This window comes from Anaerozeibacter quisquiliarum (assembly GCF_051162045.1).
In the GTDB taxonomy this organism is placed as follows: Bacteria; Bacillota; Clostridia; order Christensenellales; family Aristaeellaceae; genus Anaerozeibacter; species Anaerozeibacter quisquiliarum.
In genome coordinates, this window is sequence record NZ_JBISDI010000002.1 from 58,285 (window position 1) to 77,084 (window position 18,800).

General features: G+C 65.1%; 18 protein-coding genes. 6 read left to right on the top strand and 12 right to left on the bottom strand.

Going from position 1 to position 18,800, the window contains the following annotated elements; translation table 11 throughout:
* Positions 1-14 precede the first annotated feature (14 nt).
* The 5 genes from ACH6CV_RS01255 to ACH6CV_RS01275 all read right to left on the bottom strand — a co-directional run bounded on the left by ACH6CV_RS01255 (position 15) and on the right by ACH6CV_RS01275 (position 6,455).
* Complete coding sequence (locus ACH6CV_RS01255) at positions 15-485, bottom strand: hypothetical protein (protein ID WP_456356338.1); 471 nt, start codon at positions 483-485, stop codon at positions 15-17.
* A gap of 16 nt (positions 486-501) precedes the next feature.
* Positions 502-1,119 (bottom strand): precorrin-8X methylmutase, encoded by a 618-nt coding sequence (locus tag ACH6CV_RS01260; RefSeq protein ID WP_456356339.1) that lies wholly within the window; start codon positions 1,117-1,119, stop codon positions 502-504.
* 143 nt (positions 1,120-1,262) lie between these two features.
* The gene (gene clpB, locus ACH6CV_RS01265) at positions 1,263-3,887 is read right to left on the bottom strand and encodes an ATP-dependent chaperone ClpB (RefSeq protein ID WP_456356340.1); all 2,625 of its coding nucleotides are present in this window, start codon (positions 3,885-3,887) and stop codon (positions 1,263-1,265) included.
* Positions 3,888-3,960: 73 nt separating this feature from the next.
* Positions 3,961-5,760 (bottom strand): ATP-binding protein, encoded by a 1,800-nt coding sequence (locus tag ACH6CV_RS01270; protein WP_456356341.1) that lies wholly within the window; start codon positions 5,758-5,760, stop codon positions 3,961-3,963.
* A complete protein-coding gene (locus ACH6CV_RS01275) occupies positions 5,757-6,455 on the bottom strand; it encodes a response regulator transcription factor (protein ID WP_456356342.1) in 699 nt (232 codons plus the stop codon). Before ACH6CV_RS01275 ends, ACH6CV_RS01270 begins: the two co-directional genes overlap by 4 nt.
* A gap of 149 nt (positions 6,456-6,604) precedes the next feature.
* Here ACH6CV_RS01275 and ACH6CV_RS01280 point away from each other — a divergent pair, with 149 nt between their 5' ends.
* The gene (locus ACH6CV_RS01280) at positions 6,605-7,357 is read left to right on the top strand and encodes a hypothetical protein (RefSeq protein WP_456356343.1); all 753 of its coding nucleotides are present in this window, start codon (positions 6,605-6,607) and stop codon (positions 7,355-7,357) included.
* A 48-nt stretch (positions 7,358-7,405) separates the two neighbouring features.
* Positions 7,406-7,582 carry a hypothetical protein gene (locus tag ACH6CV_RS01285; RefSeq protein ID WP_456356344.1) on the top strand — a complete coding sequence of 59 codons (177 nt, stop codon included), beginning with the start codon at positions 7,406-7,408 and terminating at the stop codon, positions 7,580-7,582.
* Positions 7,583-7,711: 129 nt separating this feature from the next.
* Here the strand turns inward: ACH6CV_RS01285 and ACH6CV_RS01290 are convergent, their stop codons facing one another.
* Positions 7,712-8,425 (bottom strand): helix-turn-helix domain-containing protein, encoded by a 714-nt coding sequence (locus ACH6CV_RS01290; RefSeq protein ID WP_456356345.1) that lies wholly within the window; start codon positions 8,423-8,425, stop codon positions 7,712-7,714.
* A 272-nt stretch (positions 8,426-8,697) separates the two neighbouring features.
* On the opposite strand from ACH6CV_RS01290, the gene ACH6CV_RS01295 reads away from it, so the two are divergent.
* On the top strand, positions 8,698-9,393 hold the full coding sequence (locus ACH6CV_RS01295) for a flavodoxin family protein (RefSeq protein ID WP_456356346.1): 696 nt from the start codon (positions 8,698-8,700) through the stop codon (positions 9,391-9,393).
* 133 nt (positions 9,394-9,526) lie between these two features.
* On the opposite strand, the gene ACH6CV_RS01300 is transcribed toward ACH6CV_RS01295, so the two are convergent.
* From ACH6CV_RS01300 to ACH6CV_RS01315, 4 genes are read right to left on the bottom strand one after another with little or no spacing between them, the layout of a single operon-like run.
* Positions 9,527-9,910 (bottom strand): DUF6483 family protein, encoded by a 384-nt coding sequence (locus ACH6CV_RS01300; RefSeq protein WP_456356347.1) that lies wholly within the window; start codon positions 9,908-9,910, stop codon positions 9,527-9,529.
* Between the two features lie 14 nt (positions 9,911-9,924).
* Positions 9,925-12,258 (bottom strand): transglutaminase domain-containing protein, encoded by a 2,334-nt coding sequence (locus tag ACH6CV_RS01305; protein ID WP_456356348.1) that lies wholly within the window; start codon positions 12,256-12,258, stop codon positions 9,925-9,927.
* Complete coding sequence (locus ACH6CV_RS01310) at positions 12,248-13,447, bottom strand: DUF58 domain-containing protein (RefSeq protein ID WP_456356349.1); 1,200 nt, start codon at positions 13,445-13,447, stop codon at positions 12,248-12,250. The genes ACH6CV_RS01305 and ACH6CV_RS01310 overlap by 11 nt, the downstream gene beginning before the upstream one ends.
* Complete coding sequence (locus ACH6CV_RS01315) at positions 13,444-14,391, bottom strand: AAA family ATPase (RefSeq protein WP_456356350.1); 948 nt, start codon at positions 14,389-14,391, stop codon at positions 13,444-13,446. The genes ACH6CV_RS01310 and ACH6CV_RS01315 overlap by 4 nt, the downstream gene beginning before the upstream one ends.
* A 133-nt stretch (positions 14,392-14,524) precedes the next feature.
* Here ACH6CV_RS01315 and acpS point away from each other — a divergent pair, with 133 nt between their 5' ends.
* The 3 genes from acpS to ACH6CV_RS01330 all read left to right on the top strand — a co-directional run bounded on the left by acpS (position 14,525) and on the right by ACH6CV_RS01330 (position 17,164).
* A complete protein-coding gene (gene acpS / locus ACH6CV_RS01320) occupies positions 14,525-14,893 on the top strand; it encodes a holo-ACP synthase (protein WP_456356351.1) in 369 nt (122 codons plus the stop codon).
* 89 nt (positions 14,894-14,982) lie between these two features.
* The gene (locus ACH6CV_RS01325; RefSeq protein ID WP_456356352.1) at positions 14,983-15,972 is read left to right on the top strand and encodes a VanW family protein; all 990 of its coding nucleotides are present in this window, start codon (positions 14,983-14,985) and stop codon (positions 15,970-15,972) included.
* A gap of 211 nt (positions 15,973-16,183) precedes the next feature.
* Positions 16,184-17,164 carry an L-lactate dehydrogenase gene (locus tag ACH6CV_RS01330; protein WP_456356353.1) on the top strand — a complete coding sequence of 327 codons (981 nt, stop codon included), beginning with the start codon at positions 16,184-16,186 and terminating at the stop codon, positions 17,162-17,164.
* A gap of 163 nt (positions 17,165-17,327) precedes the next feature.
* Here the strand turns inward: ACH6CV_RS01330 and ACH6CV_RS01335 are convergent, their stop codons facing one another.
* Positions 17,328-17,663 carry a helix-turn-helix domain-containing protein gene (locus ACH6CV_RS01335; RefSeq protein WP_456356354.1) on the bottom strand — a complete coding sequence of 112 codons (336 nt, stop codon included), beginning with the start codon at positions 17,661-17,663 and terminating at the stop codon, positions 17,328-17,330.
* A gap of 23 nt (positions 17,664-17,686) precedes the next feature.
* Complete coding sequence (locus ACH6CV_RS01340) at positions 17,687-18,787, bottom strand: lipase family protein (RefSeq protein WP_456356355.1); 1,101 nt, start codon at positions 18,785-18,787, stop codon at positions 17,687-17,689.
* Positions 18,788-18,800: the final 13 nt, after the last annotated feature.

Sequence of the window (18,800 nt, forward strand, 5' to 3'; positions counted from 1 at the left end):
CAGCAGCCCCATTTTCAGTGGGATTTTTCCGCGGGGCACAGCGCCCGGATGTAGCGGCCGTAGGTGGTCAGGGACACGCGCCCGCCGGGGGCGAGGGGCGGAAAGGGGCGGCCGGCGTCCCAGTAGTACATGAGCGCGCCGCCGTTCGAGGTTTCGCGCACGGAGACGCCGCGCACCAGCACACCCTCCTCCGACAGGCGAGCGTCGGGCTCGATGCCGTCAAAGAAGCCTTCGTTCTCGCGCGAGCGCCCGCTGAGCAGCTCGGACAGGAACCGGGCGTAGCGCCGCCAGGGCGCGCAGCGCAGCGCGTACTGCGCGTAGGCCAGCATGGAGAAAAGGCCGAGTGCCAGCGCGCCCGGCAGCCGCTCACGCGCTGTCAGCGCGACAATCGCGGCGGCAAGCCCCGCTGCCAGCAGCGCGGCGGCGATGATCCCCTCGCGGCGGGCGCGCGCGGACGCCTTCTCCCGGTCGGCTTCGGTATACACAGTCGTCCCTCCCGCGTTACAGGTTCTGTTCGCGGATCGATTCGGTCATCAGCGCGTTGAGGATGGCCACGACCACGCTCGCTCCGCCCTTCTTGCCGCGCACCACGATCGACGCCAGGTCGCTGTCCCAGATGCGCTCCTTGAGCTGCACCACGCTGGCAAAACCGGTGGGCGCGGCCAGCACCACCACCTCGTTCATCGGCTCGACCGCGGCGCGCCTGAGCAGCTGGTTGAGCGCCATCGGCGCGGACCCCACCGCGATCAGCTTGAGCCCCGGCAGGCTCAGCGCGTAGTCGAGCGCCACCTCGGCGCGCGTGGTGTGCTTTTGCTCGGCCAGCATGACCACATGCGGGTCGTCGATGAAGCAATCCACCTTGACACCCAGCTTGTCGGCGAGCGTGCGATCCACGTCGGCCAGCGCCAGCGTGGTGTCGGTGATGATCGAGCCGCCGGTCATCATGACGTGGCGGATCATCGTCAGCGCGGTCGGGCTGAAGTGTATGCTTTCCACCACGCCTTCGTCACCGAGCGCGCGCTCTACATGTTGCATAATGGCCGTCATTTCACTGGTTACATACGGCATAGCCGTCTTCCGGCGTGTAACCTCGCGTTGCGTTTTGCGCTGCATTGGCATTTGAGCGGTTCCAGCCTTTCTCTATCCCTTAAAGAAACCCGTTGAAGTTCCTCAAACGATCTTTGCCCAAAGGATAGCAGAAAATCCTGCCCCGTGTCAAGCAAGGCTCAATTACGACCAAGATTATAACATGACCAACAGCCTTAATTTCCAAGGCTTTCCTGTGGCAATATCGCTAAATTCAGGGCATCGCCCTCCGAATCGACCCGAAGCTCGCTGCCCGCTGCCGCACCGCGCGCGATCAGCTCGCGGGCGATCATCGTCTCGATGTTGCGCTGCAAAAACCGCTTGAGCGGGCGCGCGCCGTACACCGGATCGTAGCCGCGCTCGACCACGTACCGCTTGGCCGCATCGGTCAGCGTTACGGTCAGCTGGCGATCCGCCAGGCGACGGTTAAGCCCCTCGATCAGCAGATCGACGATCTGCACGACGTCCGCGCGGGTCAGCGGCCGGTAGAACACCACCTCGTCCAGCCGGTTCAGGAACTCGGGCCGGAAGTGGCGCTTCAGCATGCCCTCGACCTCCTCGCGCGCCTCCTCCGTGATGTTGCCCTCCCCGTCGATGCCGTTCAGGATTGCGGTCGAGCCCAGGTTGCTGGTCATAATCAGGATGGTGTTCTTGAAGTCCACCGTGCGCCCCTGCGAGTCGGTGACGCGCCCGTCGTCCAGCACCGACAGCAGCAGGTTGAACACGTCGGGGTGCGCCTTCTCGACCTCGTCGAACAGCACCACCGAGTAGGGGCGGCGGCGTACCGCCTCGGTCAGCTGGCCGCCCTCGTCGTAGCCCACGTAGCCCGGCGGCGCGCCGATCAGCCGCGACACCGAGAACTTCTCCATGTACTCCGACATATCGATGCGGATCATGTTTTTCTCGTCGTCGAACAGCGCCTCGGCCAGCGCCTTGGCGAGCTCGGTCTTGCCCACGCCGGTCGGGCCCAGGAACAGGAACGATCCGATCGGGCGGCCCGGATCCTGGATGCCGGCGCGCGAGCGCAGGATGGCCTCGCTGACCGAGGTCACCGCCTCGTCCTGGCCGATCAGCCGCCTGTGCAGCGTCTGGGGCAGGCGCAGCAGCTTCTCGCGCTCGCCCTCGACCAACCGGGAGACCGGGATGCCGGTCCAGCGCGCCACGATGCGCGCGATTTCCTCCTCGCTGACCTTGTCGCGCAGCAACGTGCGCTCGCCCACGCCCGCGGCGGATGCCCTTTCCTCGGCCTCCATCCGCTTTTGCAGCTCGGGCAGCCGACCGTACTTGAGCTCGGCGGCGCGGTTCAGGTCGTAGCTGCGCTCGGCCAGCTCGATCTCGGCATTGACCTTCTCGATCTCCTCGCGCAGCTTCTGCACGACGGAGATCGCGTCCTTCTCGCGCGTCCAGCGCGCCGTCATGCCGGCGAACTGCTCGCGCATATCGGCCAATTCCTTCTGGATTTCCTGAAGGTGCGCGCGCCCCACCGGGTCGGTCTCCTTCGAGAGCGCCGCCTCCTCGATCTCGCTGCGCATGATGCGCCGCTTGAGCTCGTCCATCTCGGTGGGCATCGAATCCATCTCGGTGCGAATCAGCGCGCAGGCCTCGTCCACCAGGTCGATCGCCTTGTCGGGCAGGAAGCGGTCGGACACGTAGCGCGCCGACAGCGTAGCCGCGGCGATCAGCGCCTGATCCTGGATCTTGACGCCGTGGAACACCTCGTAGCGCTCCTTGAGCCCGCGCAGGATGGAGATCGTGTCCTCGACGGTCGGCTCGCCGACCAGGACCGGCTGGAAGCGCCGCTCGAGCGCGGCATCCTTCTCGATGTACTTGCGGTACTCGTCGAGCGTGGTCGCGCCGATGCAGTGCAGCTCGCCGCGCGCGAGCATCGGCTTGAGCAGGTTGCCCGCGTCCATCGAGCCCTCGGTCTTCCCCGCGCCCACGATCGTGTGCAGCTCGTCGATGAACAGGATGATCCGGCCTTCGGATTCCTTGACCTCGCCCAACACCGCCTTGAGCCGCTCTTCAAACTCGCCGCGGAACTTTGCGCCCGCGATCAGCGCGCCCATGTCGAGCGAGATGAGCTTTCGGTCCTTAAGGCTGCCCGGTACGTCGCCGCGCACGATGCGCAGCGCCAGCCCCTCGGCGATCGCGGTCTTGCCCACGCCCGGCTCGCCGATCAGCACCGGGTTGTTCTTGGTCTTGCGCGAGAGGATGCGGATCACGCCGCGGATCTCGTCGTCGCGCCCAATCACCGGATCGAGCTTCTGCCGGCGCGCGAGCTCGGTCAGGTCGCTGCCGTACTTCTTGAGCGCATCGTAGGTGGACTCGGGCGCGTCGCTCGTCACACGGGCGCTGCCGCGCACCGACTGCAGCACGTTCAGCAGCGCGTCCTTCTCGATGTGCAGCCGGCTGAAAATCTCCTTGAGCTGCGCGTTCGCCGTGTCGATCAGCGAAAGCAGCAGGTGCTCCACCGACACGTATTCGTCCTTCATGCGCCCGGCCAGCGCCTCGGCTTCGGAAAGCGTGCGGTCGACATCGGGCGAGACGTAGACCTTGTCCGGCTCCCGGCCGGGGCCGGTGACCTTCGGCATGCGCGCAACCGCCTGCTCGCAAACCTGGATCGCCTGGCGCGGCTCCACACCCAGCTTCTTCAGCAACTCCGGCACCAGTCCGCCTTGCTGATCCGCGAGCGCGTACAGCAGGTGCGCCTGGTCGATGTGCATGTTGCCGTATTGCACCGCCAGCGCCTGCGCCCGCTGAATCGCCTCGAGCGATTTCTGCGTGAATTTCTGTGCGTTCATCTATGTTACCCCCTCGCGACGGTTTAATTGCCTTTCTTTGACCATTATACTCGCGAGGGGGACCGACGTCAATTTAGGTTTGCGTTAAGGCGGGCGCGAACGGCCGCTCCGACGCCCTTCTGAGCGTAAAGCAGAACGCGCTGCCTTCGCCGGGCGCGCTCTCGAGCCAGATGCGCTCGCCCATCTGCGCGATCAACTCGCTGGCGATCGACAGTCCCAGCCCCGAGCCCAACCCGGAATGGGCCTTGTCCGCCTTGTAGAACCGGTCGAACACGTAGGGCTGGTCGCGCGGATCGATGCCGATGCCGGTGTCGCGCACGCACAGCGTGACGGCGTGCTTGCTCCACGTCGCCTCGACCGACACGCGACCGCCCTCGGGCGTGTATTTCATGGCGTTGTCGAGCAGGATCACCAGCAGCTGCTCCAGCCGGTCGGGGTTGGCAAGCACCTTCGGGCAGTCGCCTACGGCAAGCGAGAAGGACAATGAATGATCCTCCGCGACCGGCGCGTACTTGCCTTCGAGCTCCTTGAGCAGCCCCACCAGCTCGACCGCTTGCGGCTCGATCGCCAGCGCGCCGCTCTGCAGCCGCGACAGCTCCATCAGGTCGTCGATCAGCCGCGACAGGCGCATGGTCTCGCGCAGCATGATATCGTAGTAGCGCTTGCGCGCCGCTTGATCGCTCACCATGCCCTCGCTCAGCGGTTCGAGCAGCGCGCGCATGGCCGTCAGCGGCGTACGCATCTCGTGGGAAACGTTGGCCACATAGTCGCGCCGGGTGCGCTCGAGCCGCTCGGACTCGGTCACGTCGGTGAACAGCCCGACAGCGCCGGCGACGGCCTCCTCGCCGAACAGCGGCGCGATGCTCAGCTGGATGCGGCGGTCGCCCACCGTCAGGATGCGCGCCGAAGCCTCGCCCGACGCAAGCGCCCCATCAAAATCCGCCCAGACCTGAAGGTCGGGGATCAGCCGCGTGCGCTCGTCCTCGGCGCCGCGCCTAAGCTGTGCGAACAACCTGACCACCGCCGGATTGGAGTGGGTGACCCTACCGTCGAGATCGACCGCCACAATGCCCTCGCGCAGCCCGTCGAGCGCCTGCTGCAAGCGGTTACGCTCGAGCGTGAGCGCCGAGATCGTGCGCTTAAGCTCGCGCGACAGGTGGTTGAGCGAGCGGCCCAACTGGCCGATTTCGCCGCGCTGGCTGTCGTCGGCGCGCGCCTCGAAGTTGCCGCTCGCCATGCCCACGGCCACGTCGCGCATCTGCTTGAGCGGCTGCACGATCCGCCCGACCACCCAGGACACCAGTATGGTCACCAACGGCAGCGATAAGAACAGCGACAGCGCCAGCGCGCCGCTCAGACTGCCCATGGCCACCATGGCCTCGTACAGCGGCATCATCAGCAGCACCGCGCCCACCCGCTCGCCCCGGACGGTCAGCGGCACACCCACGCACACCATGCCGGTGCCGCGCAACGCCTTGATTTGCGCGGTGCGCAGCTCGCCCTCGGCCAGCACGTCGGCGGCCGAGCGCACCATCGCATTCAGGTACTCCTCGGGCATGCCGTGGCTGTGCAGCAGCACATTGCCCCGCGCGTCGGTCGCCACCACATAGGCTCCGAGCAGCAGGTTCCCCGAGCCGCGCTCGCCCACGGCGTGGCCGAGCAGGTTCAGCGCGTCGGGATCGTCCAACCGGTCGCCGTACAGCATAATCAGGTCGCCGAGAGCGCGCGCGCGCGGCAGCAGCTCGGTCTCCTTGATGTTCTGGAACACGCTGCCCGCCACGTAGGTAAATGCGAACGTGGTGAACAGCGCAGTCATCAAAATCGTCAGGATGGCCACGCCGAACACGCGCGCGAACAGCACCGACCGCTTCACTCGGGGTCCACCTCGAATTTATAGCCCACGCCGTACACCGTCTTGAGCGCCCACTTAACGCCCGACTGGGGCAGCTTTTGGCGGATGCGTTTGATGTGGGTGTCCACGGTGCGCGTGTCGCCGAAGTAGTCGTAGCCCCACACGCGGCTGAGAATCTGCTCGCGCGAAAACACCTGCCCGGCGCTGGATGTCAGCATGTGCAGGATCTCGACCTCCTTGGGCGTGCAGGGGATCACCTGGCCCTGCGCCTTGACCTGGTAGTTCGACAGGTTGATCGTAAGCTCCGGGAAGCGGATCACCGCGTCGCCTCCTTCCTGCGGGGCCTCGAACCGCCTGAGCACCGCGCGGATGCGCGCCAGTACCTCGCGCGGGGAGAACGGCTTGACGATGTAGTCGTCCGCGCCCAGTTCCAGCCCCAGGATCCGGTCGATCTCCTCGCCCTTGGCGGTCAGCATGATGATGGGCAGCTTGCTGGTCTTTCGGATCGCGCGGCACACGTCGGCGCCCGGCATGCGCGGCATCATCAAATCCAGGATCATCAAATCGGGCTGCTCGGACTTGAACATCTCGAACGCCTGCTGGCCGTCGTAGGCCGACAGGTGCTCGAAGCCCTCCGCGTCCAAGTACAGGGAAAGCGACTCGTGGACCACCGGGTCGTCGTCACAAATCAAGATCAGCGGACATGCGCCGGCCATATGCCTCACTCCTTTTCTTTATTATATCGGCCAGGCGCGTGCGATGCAACGGGAAACGCGAACTGTCGAAATCGCGCCATATTGTTTGAACCCGGGTATTGTTTTGCGCGTCCAAGAAACAGGAAGTATCTGTAAAAGGGGCGCATGCCGTGAAGGCGACATGGAAGGACCCGATTGGGCGCACCGCGCTGATCGCCGCGGCTGCGTTCGCGCTGCTGTCGGTGCTGTTCGTGTGGTACACGGCGCAGCCGGGGCTGTGGGCGAACGGCCGCTTCTTCCGGCAGGTGGCCGAAGGCCGATACGTGGCGGACGATGAAAACCAGATTGCGCTGACCGAGCGCACGGCGGACGGCGCGCTGTTTCGCTACGCGCTGTACGCTCAGGCGGGCGAGGCGCAGGTCATCGGCGTGCTGCGCGAGGAGGACGACGGGGCGCGGTACGTGGAGGACGGCATCGTGTACGAAGCCGATCCGGCCGTGCCGGTGGAGGTCCGATACAGCGACGGTTCGATATGGCGCGGCGAGGTGCAGGGCGACTATCTGGTGGGCGAGGACGGTTTCCCGGCGCAGTTCAATGCATCAATCAGCATGACCGGTGTGGTGGGCGACTCGGAACCGATCAGCGCGGGCGTAAAGGCCGACGCGCTCTATCGGCTGGCGTCGCACGGCGGCGCGCCCGACAGGCGCGGCAACTGGTGGCTGGTCATCCCCTCGCTGCTGATCTTCGCAGTGGCGCTGGCGCTTTGGCTGTGGCCCGAAGAACTGGGGCTGCTTGGCAGTCGCTGGCAGTTTGAGGGCGAGGTCAGCCTGTCCGCCGACGGCATCTTCATGCAGCGCGTGGGCGCGGTGGTTGTTATGGTGATGGCGCTCATACTGATGGTGTGCGGGCTGACCGGCGATTGACGCATAGCCGGGCCCCTTTGCGCGCAAACTGCCCATGAGGTGAGCATCATGAGCAAGAAGTACGACGACCTGGCCGCGCTGATCCGGGAGGACGCGGGCGCGCGCGCCTACTACAACAGGCTGCCCGACTACGTCAAGGACCAGATGAGCGCGCGCTCGGACAGCATCAACTCGTTCGAAAGCCTGCAGGACTACGCCGAGAACCTGACGCGCGGAGACGGATAGCGGCCTGCGGGCAGGCAATGTGCCGCGGCACATGGGAGGGGATTTCCTCCTATGTGCCGCGGCACATTTCATATCGCGCAGCGTATCTCACTTGCCCGAGGCGCGCATTTCGCAGCGGCCTGCGGGCCGCTACAATCGGCGAATCAGCTTGACGCACCGTCCGATCACGCGGGCGTCCTTGATTTCGATCTTCTTGGACTCGAACTCGCGGTCATAGCTTTGCAGCAGCAGCTTGCCGCCGTCGAGCTTCATCACCTTGCGCGCGATGCGCGCGCCCTGATACTGCACAATCATGATCGCCTCGCCCTCCACCTGCGCCGCCGGCACGGTCAGCAGCAGGTCGCCCGCGTGCACGCGGTATCCGCGCAGCGCGTCGTCGGGGCAGCGGTAGTAGAACACCTTGTCGGGCGGCCCGCCCTCGATCTTGCCGCCCACGATCGGCGTGAGCTCATGGTCGATGACGACGGAGTCCTCGCCGGTGATCGGCACCCGCTTGACCACGCCCGACAGCGCGTCGCGCCAGGCGTCGTTCGATTCGGCCAGCTCCTGTTGGCGCTCCTCCACCTGGCCAGGCTCCTCCTTGGGCAGCGGCAGCACGTAGGGGCGCGGTCGGGGGCGCAGCTCGACCGGCGGCTCGGCGGCCACCTCGAGCTCGGTCGAGACCGGGTTTTGGACGCCCAACACCTTGAGGATGCGCCGCGCCTGCTCGTCGGACGCGATGCGCCGCCCCGACTCGATGTCCACGATCACGCTTTCGGAAAACCCGCACTTCTTGCCGAGCGCCTTCTCGGTCATGTGGCTGCTCAGGCGCGCGGCGCGTATGGTATCACCCAATCGGCTCATAAAATGATCCTCCCGCAGTGAATTGCAGGGATATTGTAGCAGATCATCAAGGCAAATACAATCATGCGCGGCGGGGATATCCCGGCAGGGCGGGCTCATTGCGCAATCGGCGGCCACGGTATATAATGGGAACGGACATTGCCCAATCGCAATCTCCGCGGCTCAAGCAGTGGCTTTATCGCCCCGACGCCGCCTGACGGATGCGGGCATGGCTGAGATTGGCATCGTGCGCGCAACGCGAAATCGCGAAGCGCCTTGTGAGGGGTAAGGATATGAAGATCGTCGTTATAAACGGCACCGAGGTCAGGGGCTGTACCCATCACATTAAAGAGGCCTTTTTGGAAGGATTGAGGCAGGACAGCGAGATACAAGAATTCTATCTCCCCAAGGATCAGCCGCACTTTTGCCGCGGCTGCAAGACCTGTTTTTTTCAGAGCGAACTCAAATGCCCCCACGCCGAGTATGTCATGCCGATATGGAATGCGATGTTGGACGCCGAATTACTTGTTTTCACCTCGCCCGTCTATGCGCTTAGGGCAACGGGGCAAATGAAGGCCCTGCTTGACCACTTCTGCGTGCATTGGATGGTACACAGGCCCGACGATAGAATGTTCACGAAAAAGGCCGTTATACTGACAAACGCAATTGGCGTGTTGAACGGCGCAGCGCAAAAGGATATGGCAACCAGCCTTTCGTGGCTGGGCGTGTCCGACATCAAAAGGTTTGGCGTCGGGCTCATGGAGGGTGTCGTCTGGAATGAACTGTCCGATAAGCGCAAAAAGTCCATCGTCGATAAGGTGGAGCGGCTATCCAGGAGATACTCGAAGCCCTACAATGCGGGCAAGGGAATCATCGTCGCAATGAAATTCCTTCTGTGCCGGATGATGCATAAAGCCATTGCGAAAAACGAAAGCCCGCTGTCCGCCGACAACCAACATTGGGTGGATAAGGGATGGGTGAAATTGTAAGAACACGCGCAATGCTCGAGGCAATGATAGCGTGAAGCTCCGTAAAAAGCCCGGCAAGCAAGGCAAACGAGACAAACGGCCCCGCGTCCAGACTCCCGCCGCCGTGTGGGTTCCCGCTGCACGGCGGTTTGCTTTACAGACTGGCCCCCCACTCATCCAGCTCATACCGAGCGCAAATGTCGGCCCAGCCTTGCGCCACCTCGTCGGACGTGAACCCTGACGCCGTGAGCGCGTCCTCGCCCATCTTCGACAGCGCGTTGTAGAACCATACGGCGACCGGCAGCAGTCGGGCGTCACCATCGCCGTCCACCGCATCCCACAGCAGATCTTCGGCCCCGTTGATCTGCCCTTCGGCCAGCAGGCGCTTGAGGCGCAGCCACAGGAAGCCCTCTTCCGTGACATGGCCCTGCTCGTCCTCGATCTCGATGGGATTGGGCTGCTTATGCAGGAACAGCTGGCCTACCAGGTTGGTCAACTGCTCGATCTGGCGCAGGAAGTAATCATTCGTAAAGGCCATGCCGCAGCCCCCCTCTACGGAATCCGCCCCGGATCGCCGAGGCCCTTGAATACCCGGTGCAGCGCCCAGCGGAACTTCTCGCGCGGCCCCAGTTGCTTGACCAGCGCCTCGTAAGCGGTCTCGGCGTGCTCCAGCGCCCGGGCGTCGGGCTTGCGGCCGGCGTACCGGCTGAACATCACGCAGTCCGCCACCTCGGTAAAGGCGTCTGCGACCAGCCCGGCGGCCTTGAGGCGCTCGGCGAACTGTGCCGGCGTCTCGCCCGCGGCGGGCGCTTGCCCCTGGTGCTCGAGCGCCAGCAGCAGCGCGCGGTACCAGACCATCAGCCGGTCCTCGGCCTTGACGCGCTTGCCCAGGCCGCGCCTCGGATCGGTCGAGCGCAGCCGCCTGACCGCGAATGCCGCGGCGCCCGCGATCGGGATCAGCAGCAGCAGCCACCACAAAAAGCTCAGGTCGGGCCGGTCGTCCTCGGGCTGGTCCTCCGGTTGGTCTTCGGGTTCGTCTTCCGGCTGATCCTCGCTCTGGTCGTCGGGCTGATCTTCCGGCTGATCCTCGCTCTGGTCTTCCGGCTGATCCTCCGGCTGATCCTCCTGCCGCCCTTCGTCGCCCTCTGGCGGCGGCGGGGTGGGTGTGGGCGTGGGTTCCGGTGCGTCCCCGTCCTGACCCGCCGCGTCGTCCGCGCGCGCGTCGCCTCCTGCGCCGCCCGAGTCGCCCGGCCTAAAGCTGTCGCCGCTGCCGGGCGTGGGGTTGAATGTCACCCAGCCCACGCCGTCGAAGTATACCTCGACCCAGGCGTGCGCGTTCTTGCCGGTGACGATCGTTTCGCCGCCGTCGCGCGGGGGTACCAGGTAGCCCTCAACGTAGCGGGTGGGCAGGCCCGCGATGCGGCCGAGCACCGCCATCGCGCTGGCGAAATAGCTGCAATAGCCCTTTTTCGCGTCCAGCAGGAAGTAGCTGACGAAGTCGCGCCCCTGCTTGGGATAGGGCATGTCGGTGGTGTAAGTATAGTTGTCCGTCAGGTACCGCTCGATCTTAAGCGCCGCGTCGTAGGGGCCGGTCGCGCCGCGCACGATCTGCTCCGCCAGCGCGTACACGCCGTGCTCGATGCCCTGCGGCAGTTGCGTATAGCCCTGCCGCGCGGCCTGGTCGCGCGCGTCCGGCCGCCCCGAGCGCCGCTCGATCAGCTCGCGCATCAGCGCCTGATTCTCTGTCGGCACGGCGGCGCTGAACGCGTAGCCGTCGCCCGGTTTGACGCCCCGCGTGATGAACACCTCGCCGCCGGTGCTGAAGTAGGTGGGCATGTCGAGCGGCGCGTCCAGTTCGTACAGGCCGTGCGGCACGAACAGCGCGCTGATGCCCTCGTGCAGCATGGTCACCCGGCCTCCGATGCGCGAGAATGCGCCCGACTCGATGAACGAGGGCTGGCGGTCGGCGTCGAACACCTGGTCGCGCAGCGCCTTGCGCATGGGGTCGATGAACACATAGCGGCTGTTGATCGCGGTCTCGGTCCAGGAATAGCTGGTGTAGGTGCGCTTGACCGAACCGCGCAGCAAAAGCGGCCGGTCGGTTGAGACCACCATCACCTCGTCAAGCACCGGGTCGACCGGGCCGCCCAGCGCCTCGCCCATCGGCTGGAAGCCGTCGGCGCTGATCGAGTAGGTGGTGCGCGGCTCGGTGAACAGGAAGTAGTCGCTGAACAGGTCGCGCGCCTTTTGAGCCGCCTCATCGAGCGGCGGCCAGGTAAGCCGCCCGCCGGGCAGCAGCGCAACCGCCAGCAGCGCGACCGCCAGCGCCACCGGCAGCGCGCGCAGGTAGGGCACCTTGTCGTCGTCGGCGCGCGCGAACATCGCCCCCAGCGCCGCCACCGCCATAATCGCCAGCACCGGCTCGATCCGGTTGTCGAGCAGCCAACTGCCGAAGATCACGATAAGCGACATAAGCAGCGCCAAGTAGACCCCGCCGCTTATGCGCGCCATCCAGAACATCAAAAGCGCGAGCGCCACAGCCAGCAGCGCGGCCACCTGCGCCGCGTGATCGCCCAGCGCGGCCATGCCGACCGCGTTCACCTGACAGGCCGCCTCGAGCAGCGACCGCATCGCGCCCACGCCGCCGCTGCGCAGCGCGTAGACCGCCAGCGCCGCCGCCATCCCGGCCGCCGCCAGCGCGCCCTTGCGGTTCCAGGCCGCCAGCCCACACAAGAGCGCGGCTCCGGCCGCGCTCAGCAGCACCGGCGCAGCCGGCACGGGCAGCGCCAGCGCCCGCACGAGCATCAGCGAAAGCGACGCGCCGAGCGCCCATGCGATCAGCGCGCAACCGAACAAGTCCAGCAATTTTTCACGGTTACGTCCCATACTCAACCCTTTGCGTCATCAACTCGGGGGTCAGGCCCTCGCCCCACGGATCGATTCTTATGGCCTGCACACCCATGTCGTTCAGGCGCGTCAGCATCGAAAGCGCTTCCTCGCGCCGGCTGTCGCTCAGCCAGCACACGAAAACCTTCATCCCGCCGCGCGCCATCTGCATGGCCAGGCCCACGATGCGCGCGTTCAGCCGGGGCGTCACCAGCACCGCGCCGCCCGTGCGCTGCATGCGCCGCATCTCGAGCAGCATCACCTGCTCGAACGGAAACGGGCTGTCGAATCGCACGCGGGTCAGCGCCTGCACAAACCGTCCGAACCCGGACGCGTCCTCGGCTGCCAGCTCGGTCGGCTGCGCGCTCATCAGCGGCATGCGCACGGGATAGCCCGCCGTAAGCTGCGCCTTGATGAGCGAGGCCGCCGCCTCGCAAGAGGCGTCCTCCACCGTCAGCGCGTGGCTCTTAAGCGAACTTAGCGGATACAGGTCGATCAGCACCAGCGTATCGGGCCGGGCCGATTCCTCGTAGGTGCGCACCATCAGCTCACGCTTGCGCATCGACAGTTTCCAGTGCACCTTCTTGAGCGCGTCGCCCGGCAGCCATTGCCGCACGTCGGCGGGCGAGGCGGCATCCTCGGTCATGCGCGACAGCCCTCTGTCGCCCAGGTCGCCCGAGCGCAATGCCAGCGGCTTAAGTTCGGTCACGCGCGGCAGCACCTCCACCTGGAACTGACTGCCCGATATCCGCTTGGAAAAGGTGAACAGGTTGAACACGTCGGTCACCGAGGCGCGGGTGACGCCTATGAGATGCATCCCCCGGTGCGGGCAGGCGACGCTCACCTCGTAACGGCGCGTCTCGAACGGCAGCGCGCCCATCTCGAGCGCGGTCAAGGAACCGGCGTCGTCGGGCAGCGACAGCTTAAGCGCGATCGAGCGCACCGGCAAGAGCCCCATATGCCTGACCGTCGCCACCACCGGCACGGTGCCGCCGCGCTCGGCCGTGCGGCGCGGGCAGCGGATGCTGGTCTTGACGGTCCCGAGCGCAAGCAAGACCGAGATCAGCGAAAGAGCCAGCATGGACGCCATTGCCAACACGATCAGGTAGTAGATTTGCGCGCCGGTCGACAGCGCCACCACGAGCGCGGTCGCATTGACCAGCGCGAACACCGCCGCGCGACGGGTCACGTGACCCTCACCGGCACCTGTACCGAGCCGATTACGGCGGCGAGCGCCTTCTCGGCGGTGATGTTGCGCATGCGCGCCTCGGGCGAGGGCAGCACGCGGTGCGCGAGCACCGGCTCCACCATGTGCTGCACATCCTCGGGAATCACGTAGTCCCGCCCTGCCAGCATGGCGCGCGCCTGCGCCGCCTTAATCAGCGCAATCGCGCCGCGCGTCGATATGCCCAACTGCAAGCCGGCGTACTTGCGCGAGGCGGCGGCGATCAGCGCCACATAGGAGCGCACCTCGCGCGAGGCGTAGATGGCGGACAGATGCTCCTGCACCTTGCGGATGTCGCTTGCCGTGCAGATGGGCTTCAAATCGTCCATCGGCGCGCCGCCGGCGGTGAAGCGCTCGAGAATATCGGTCTCCTCCTCGGGCGTGGGGTACCCGATCGATATGCGCATAAAGAACCGGTCGAGCTGGGCCTCGGGCAGAGGGTAGGTGCCCACGAAGTCAACCGGGTTCTGCGTCGCCAGTACGATGAACGGTTGGGGCATGCGGTAGGTCACGCCATCGACCGTGACCTGCCCCTCCTCCATAACTTCGAGCAGCGACGACTGGGTCTTGGGCGAGGTGCGGTTGATCTCGTCGGCCAGCACCATCTGGCTCATGACCAGCCCCTCGTGATATTCGAGCTCCCCGGTCTTGAAGTTGGCGATCGAGAAGCCGGTGATGTCGGATGGGGTGATGTCGGGCGTGAACTGGATGCGCCTGAACGAGCAGTCGAGCGAGCGCGCCAGCGCCGACGCCAACGTGGTCTTGCCCACGCCCGGCACGTCCTCGATCAGCACATGGCCGCGGCAGATCAGCGCGATGAGCATGAGCTCCACCACGTCCTGCTTGCCCACGATGACCCTGGCGACGTTCTGACCCAGCGCCCTGACCAATTGTTGTGTCGATTGCATGATGCCCATCTCCCTTCGCACACAGCGTACAGTATACACGCATCGTCAAGGTCCTTACAAGCACCGCCGTGAAAAAACCCCAATTGCGAAAACCGGTGGATGTGGTATACTGGATGCGACTGGGGGGATGCCGATGGGCGGGGTGCTGGGGCTGGGGCTCGATCTGTGCGCGATCGGGCGGATCGAGCGGGCGCTTCAAAACGAGCGCTTCCTGCATCGCGCGTTCAGCGAGGGCGAGAGAGGGCGCATCGCGGATCGGGGCGCGGCCACCGCGGCCGGCTACTTCGCCGCCAAGGAGGCGGTCGCCAAGGCGCTGGGCACCGGCTTTGACGGCTTCTTCCTCGACAGCATCGAGATCGAGCCCGACGCGCCGGGCTGCCCGCAGTGCATCCTCAAGGGCAAGGCGCTCGAGCGGATGCGCGCGCTCGGCGGTTCGCGCGTGCTCATCACAATCACCCACGACGCCGGTGTGGCGGCGGCGGTGGCGGTGATCGTGTCATAGGGGGGGGCACCCTATCGCCTAAAATCCAGACAATCATGGAACCATCGCCCACGTTCTGCGTCCAAGGGATAGAAAGGCAGGCGATCGCAATGATGAAGCGGATATGGAGCGCGATGCTGGCTGTGTGCCTGATGTGCGCTGCGGTCCCGTCTGTCCGGGCGAGCGCCGCGCTGGCCTCGGCTTCGACCTCGCTTGAGGGCGCGTCCGAAAACAAGCAGCACAACGTCCAATTGGCGGCCGACGCGATCGACGGCACCACCGTGCCGGGTGACGGCGGCTTCTTCTCGTTCAACGACACGGTCGGCCCGCGCACCAGTTCCTACGGCTACAAGAACGCGCCCAATGGACGCGGGGTCAAGGTAACCGGCGGAGGCGTCGCGCAGGTGGCCAGCACGCTGTACCTCGCGCTCAAGCAACTCGACGGTATCAGCTACGACGAGCTTCAAACCTATTCAAAATTTACCGACGACTACGTGTCCTCCAAGAAGGACGCGATCCTGGTCGACCACAAGGCGGGCACCGACTTCAGCTTCTACAACAACACGGGCAGCGCCTTTACGATTGAGCTGTGGGTGGGCGAGGGCGAGCTGCACTGCATGCTGAGCGCGACCGACGACGCCGCGCCCGCGTCGGTATCGAGCCCCGGCTTCTCCTCGATCGCGCTGAGCGGAAACGACGCGCTGATGAACAACGTGATGCTGGCGGCCGAGAGCATCTACGACACCGCGCTCAAACCCGGCGACGAATTCTCGTTCAACGCGGTGGTCGGTCCGCGCACCGAGCGCTACGGCTACCAGGTGGCCGTCGACGCCCGGGGCAAGCAGCGGCTGGGCGGAGGCGCTCAGCAGGTGGCCAGCGCGCTGTACCTGGCGGTGGAGCCGCTCAAGTCGGTCTCGATCCTTGAAAAGGAGATCTGCGAGGGCTACAACCAGCGCTACGTGCGCGACGCCGACGACGCGATCGAGGTCGATCTGAGCGCGGGCGTCGACTTCCGCTTCCGCTACGACGGCGACGGTTCGCTGAACCTCTACACCTATGTAAGCGGCGGCACGCTTTTTTGCGACGTGGAGGAGAGCTGAGCGCGAAGGCGCACTGACGGGGCACCAGATATCGGACGGGATTGCGGCGGAAAAACGCCGCGCCCGTTATTTTTTGCGCCTTTATGTGCATTTTAAGATTAGGCCAAGCCCTTTTGCGTTAAAGATACTTTCCCACGTGTCAATGATCCTCACTTCGAACGATGGGATCATGATGGATTTCCATATACAAGACCGAAAGAAGGTTTCGCATATGCACAGAGGCAGAAAAATCGCCATCATCGGCGCGGGCAATGTGGGCGCGACCATCGCGTTTACGCTGACCACCGCGGCGCTCGCCACCGAAATCGTGCTGATCGACATCGCCCATGAAAAGGCGCAGGGCGAGGCCATGGACATCATCCAGGGCACGCCGTTCTGCGCGCCGGTGGACATCTACGCCGGCGACTATTCGCGCGCGGTCGACGCGGACATCGTGATCGTCACCGCCGGCGCGGCCCGCAAGCCCGGACAGACCCGGATCGACCTGGCGCAGGGCAACATCAACATCATAAATTCCATCATGCCGGAGATCGTCCGGCGCGCGCCCTTCGCCGTGTACATCGTGGTCTCCAATCCCGTGGATATCCTGACCTACCACATATCCAGGCATTTCGGCCTGAACGAACACCAGGTCATCGGCTCCGGTACCATGCTGGATTCCGCGCGCCTGCGCTCCGCGTTGGCGAGCCATGTGGACGTCAACCCCAACAACGTGCACGGCTATGTGTTCGGCGAGCACGGCGACACCTCGATGGTGCCCTGGTCGCTGACCAACATCGCGGGCATGACCATGGACCAGTATTGCGAGCACGCCTGTCTCGAGGCGACGCGCTGCGGCAGGGCGGCGCTTAGGTCCATTGTGGAAGACGTGCGCACCGCGGGCGCGAAGGTAATCCAGTCCAAGGGCGCGACCTACTATGCCATCGCGCTCGCGATCCGACGGATCGTGGAGTGCATCGCGCAGGACGCCAATTCGGTGCTGACCGTCTCGGCCATGATCAACAACCGCTACGGCATCTCGGACGTATGCCTGAGCCTGCCGTTCGTGATCGGCGCCCATGGCATCAAGCGCGAGCTCACCCCGCCGCTGACCGACGAGGAACTCTCCCAGCTCAGGGCTTCCGCCGAAGCGCTCAAGGCGGTCATCGCCGCGGTGGATTTCGGGCGGAACCCTGCGTCCGCAAAGACCTGAGGATCGCCCGGCAAGCACCACCCAGCCGACAAGCAGAAAGGCCAAACCGCCCCGCGAGCCGTTCGTTCGCAGGGCGGTTTGGCTTATATAGGCCGGTTTTTACCGACAAAGCAGCCATCCACAGGGCAGAATCAGGCGCCGGCGCAGGATTGCGCCTCGCAGATTACGAGCGCCTCCTCGCCCGATGGAGGATGCGCGCCATATCCACCAAATCGAGCCGCTCGTCCGGCGTCAGCTGCGTGGCGTAGGCGATCCGTTTGTTCATGCCGGCGTCGTAGAGCGTCTGCGGCTCCTGTTCGTTTAGCAGCTCGTCCACCGCGATGCCCAACCCCTTGGGCAGCTTCTTGAGCGTCTCAAAGGTCGGGTTGCTCTCGCCCAGTTCCAGCGACCCAATCGGGCTGGTGGCGGGCATTTCGCAGCGCAGCGCCAGCTCCATCTGCGAGATGCCGAGCTTCGTGCGCAGCCGCAGCACCCGCCTGCCCAGCGCTTGCTGCGTCATGCCGCTACTCCCTCATTTTTCATTCATGACGCAGCGGATCGGCATTGCACGCGCTTGCGCATCCACGTCAGATAGCATATCATTTCATGGGCGGCAAAGGCCTCCTTCCCGGTTTGATCAAGCGCTCCCTTGGGCGAGCCGGCCTTGCCCGCGGCGTAAGGGCGGTTGTAGATGGACAGGATGCCCTTGAGCAGTGTGAACGGGTCGGCGGGCTTGACGATCACCTCCGCCTCGTATCGCTCGACGGCCCAGGCCAGCCGGTCGCGGGACAATTGGCTCAGCAAGGCCACGGTCTCCCGCTTTTTTTCGAGGGAAATCGGCTTGAATTTCTTCCGCGTTTCCTTTTTATAGGCCTTGGCGAGGCCGGCCACGTCCTTGACCGAGGCATAGTGATTTGTCCCGTGCCGGCCCATGTTCCAGCGCTCCGGGGGGATGTCGGGCACGATGTCTTCGAGCAGGATATAGTTGTGTACGCTTACCGATGCCCTGGGGGCGCATGTCACGTTGGGCGTGGCAAAGGCATAGGCGAAGACGGCGTCCGCGGCAAAGGCATCGGAGCCGCTCATCTTGGCCGCGAGCAGATTGGCGACCGCCGCACCCCGGCTGTGGCCGGCAATCCACAATCGGTTGGTTTCCACCGGCGTGCGCGCGGCCTCGAGCAAGTCCGACTTCACCCTTTCCATGGCGGCGGCAAAGCCCTGATGATCGTTGCCCCGGCCCACGCGGCAATTGCTGAGCCATTCCTCGCCGCCCTTTGTTCCCCTGATCACGACCGCGTAGAGGTTGTACGTCCGGTCGTCGCGCTGTATCGTGCGGCGTGAAATCGTATAGGCCACGCGATCCGCGCCCGCGGCGTTCCGGTACCCGTTGACGATGAGTTCAAACCCGAGCTCGCGCCGAAGCTTCTTGACGACTTCCGATTCTTTGTAGGCATACTTGGCGTATTCCGCAGATTTCAGGCTGAGCAGCCTGTTCTCCGCTTGGACGTTTCCCGTCAGGGCCTGGTCAAAAGCCCTGCTTCCCGCTGCTTTCGCCCTTCCCTCATCCGCCGCCGCAACAGGCGCCGCCCACAACGCCCCCAGACACACGAGCAACCCGCATAAGAACACAGCCGCACGCTTCATACAAAAGCGCCTC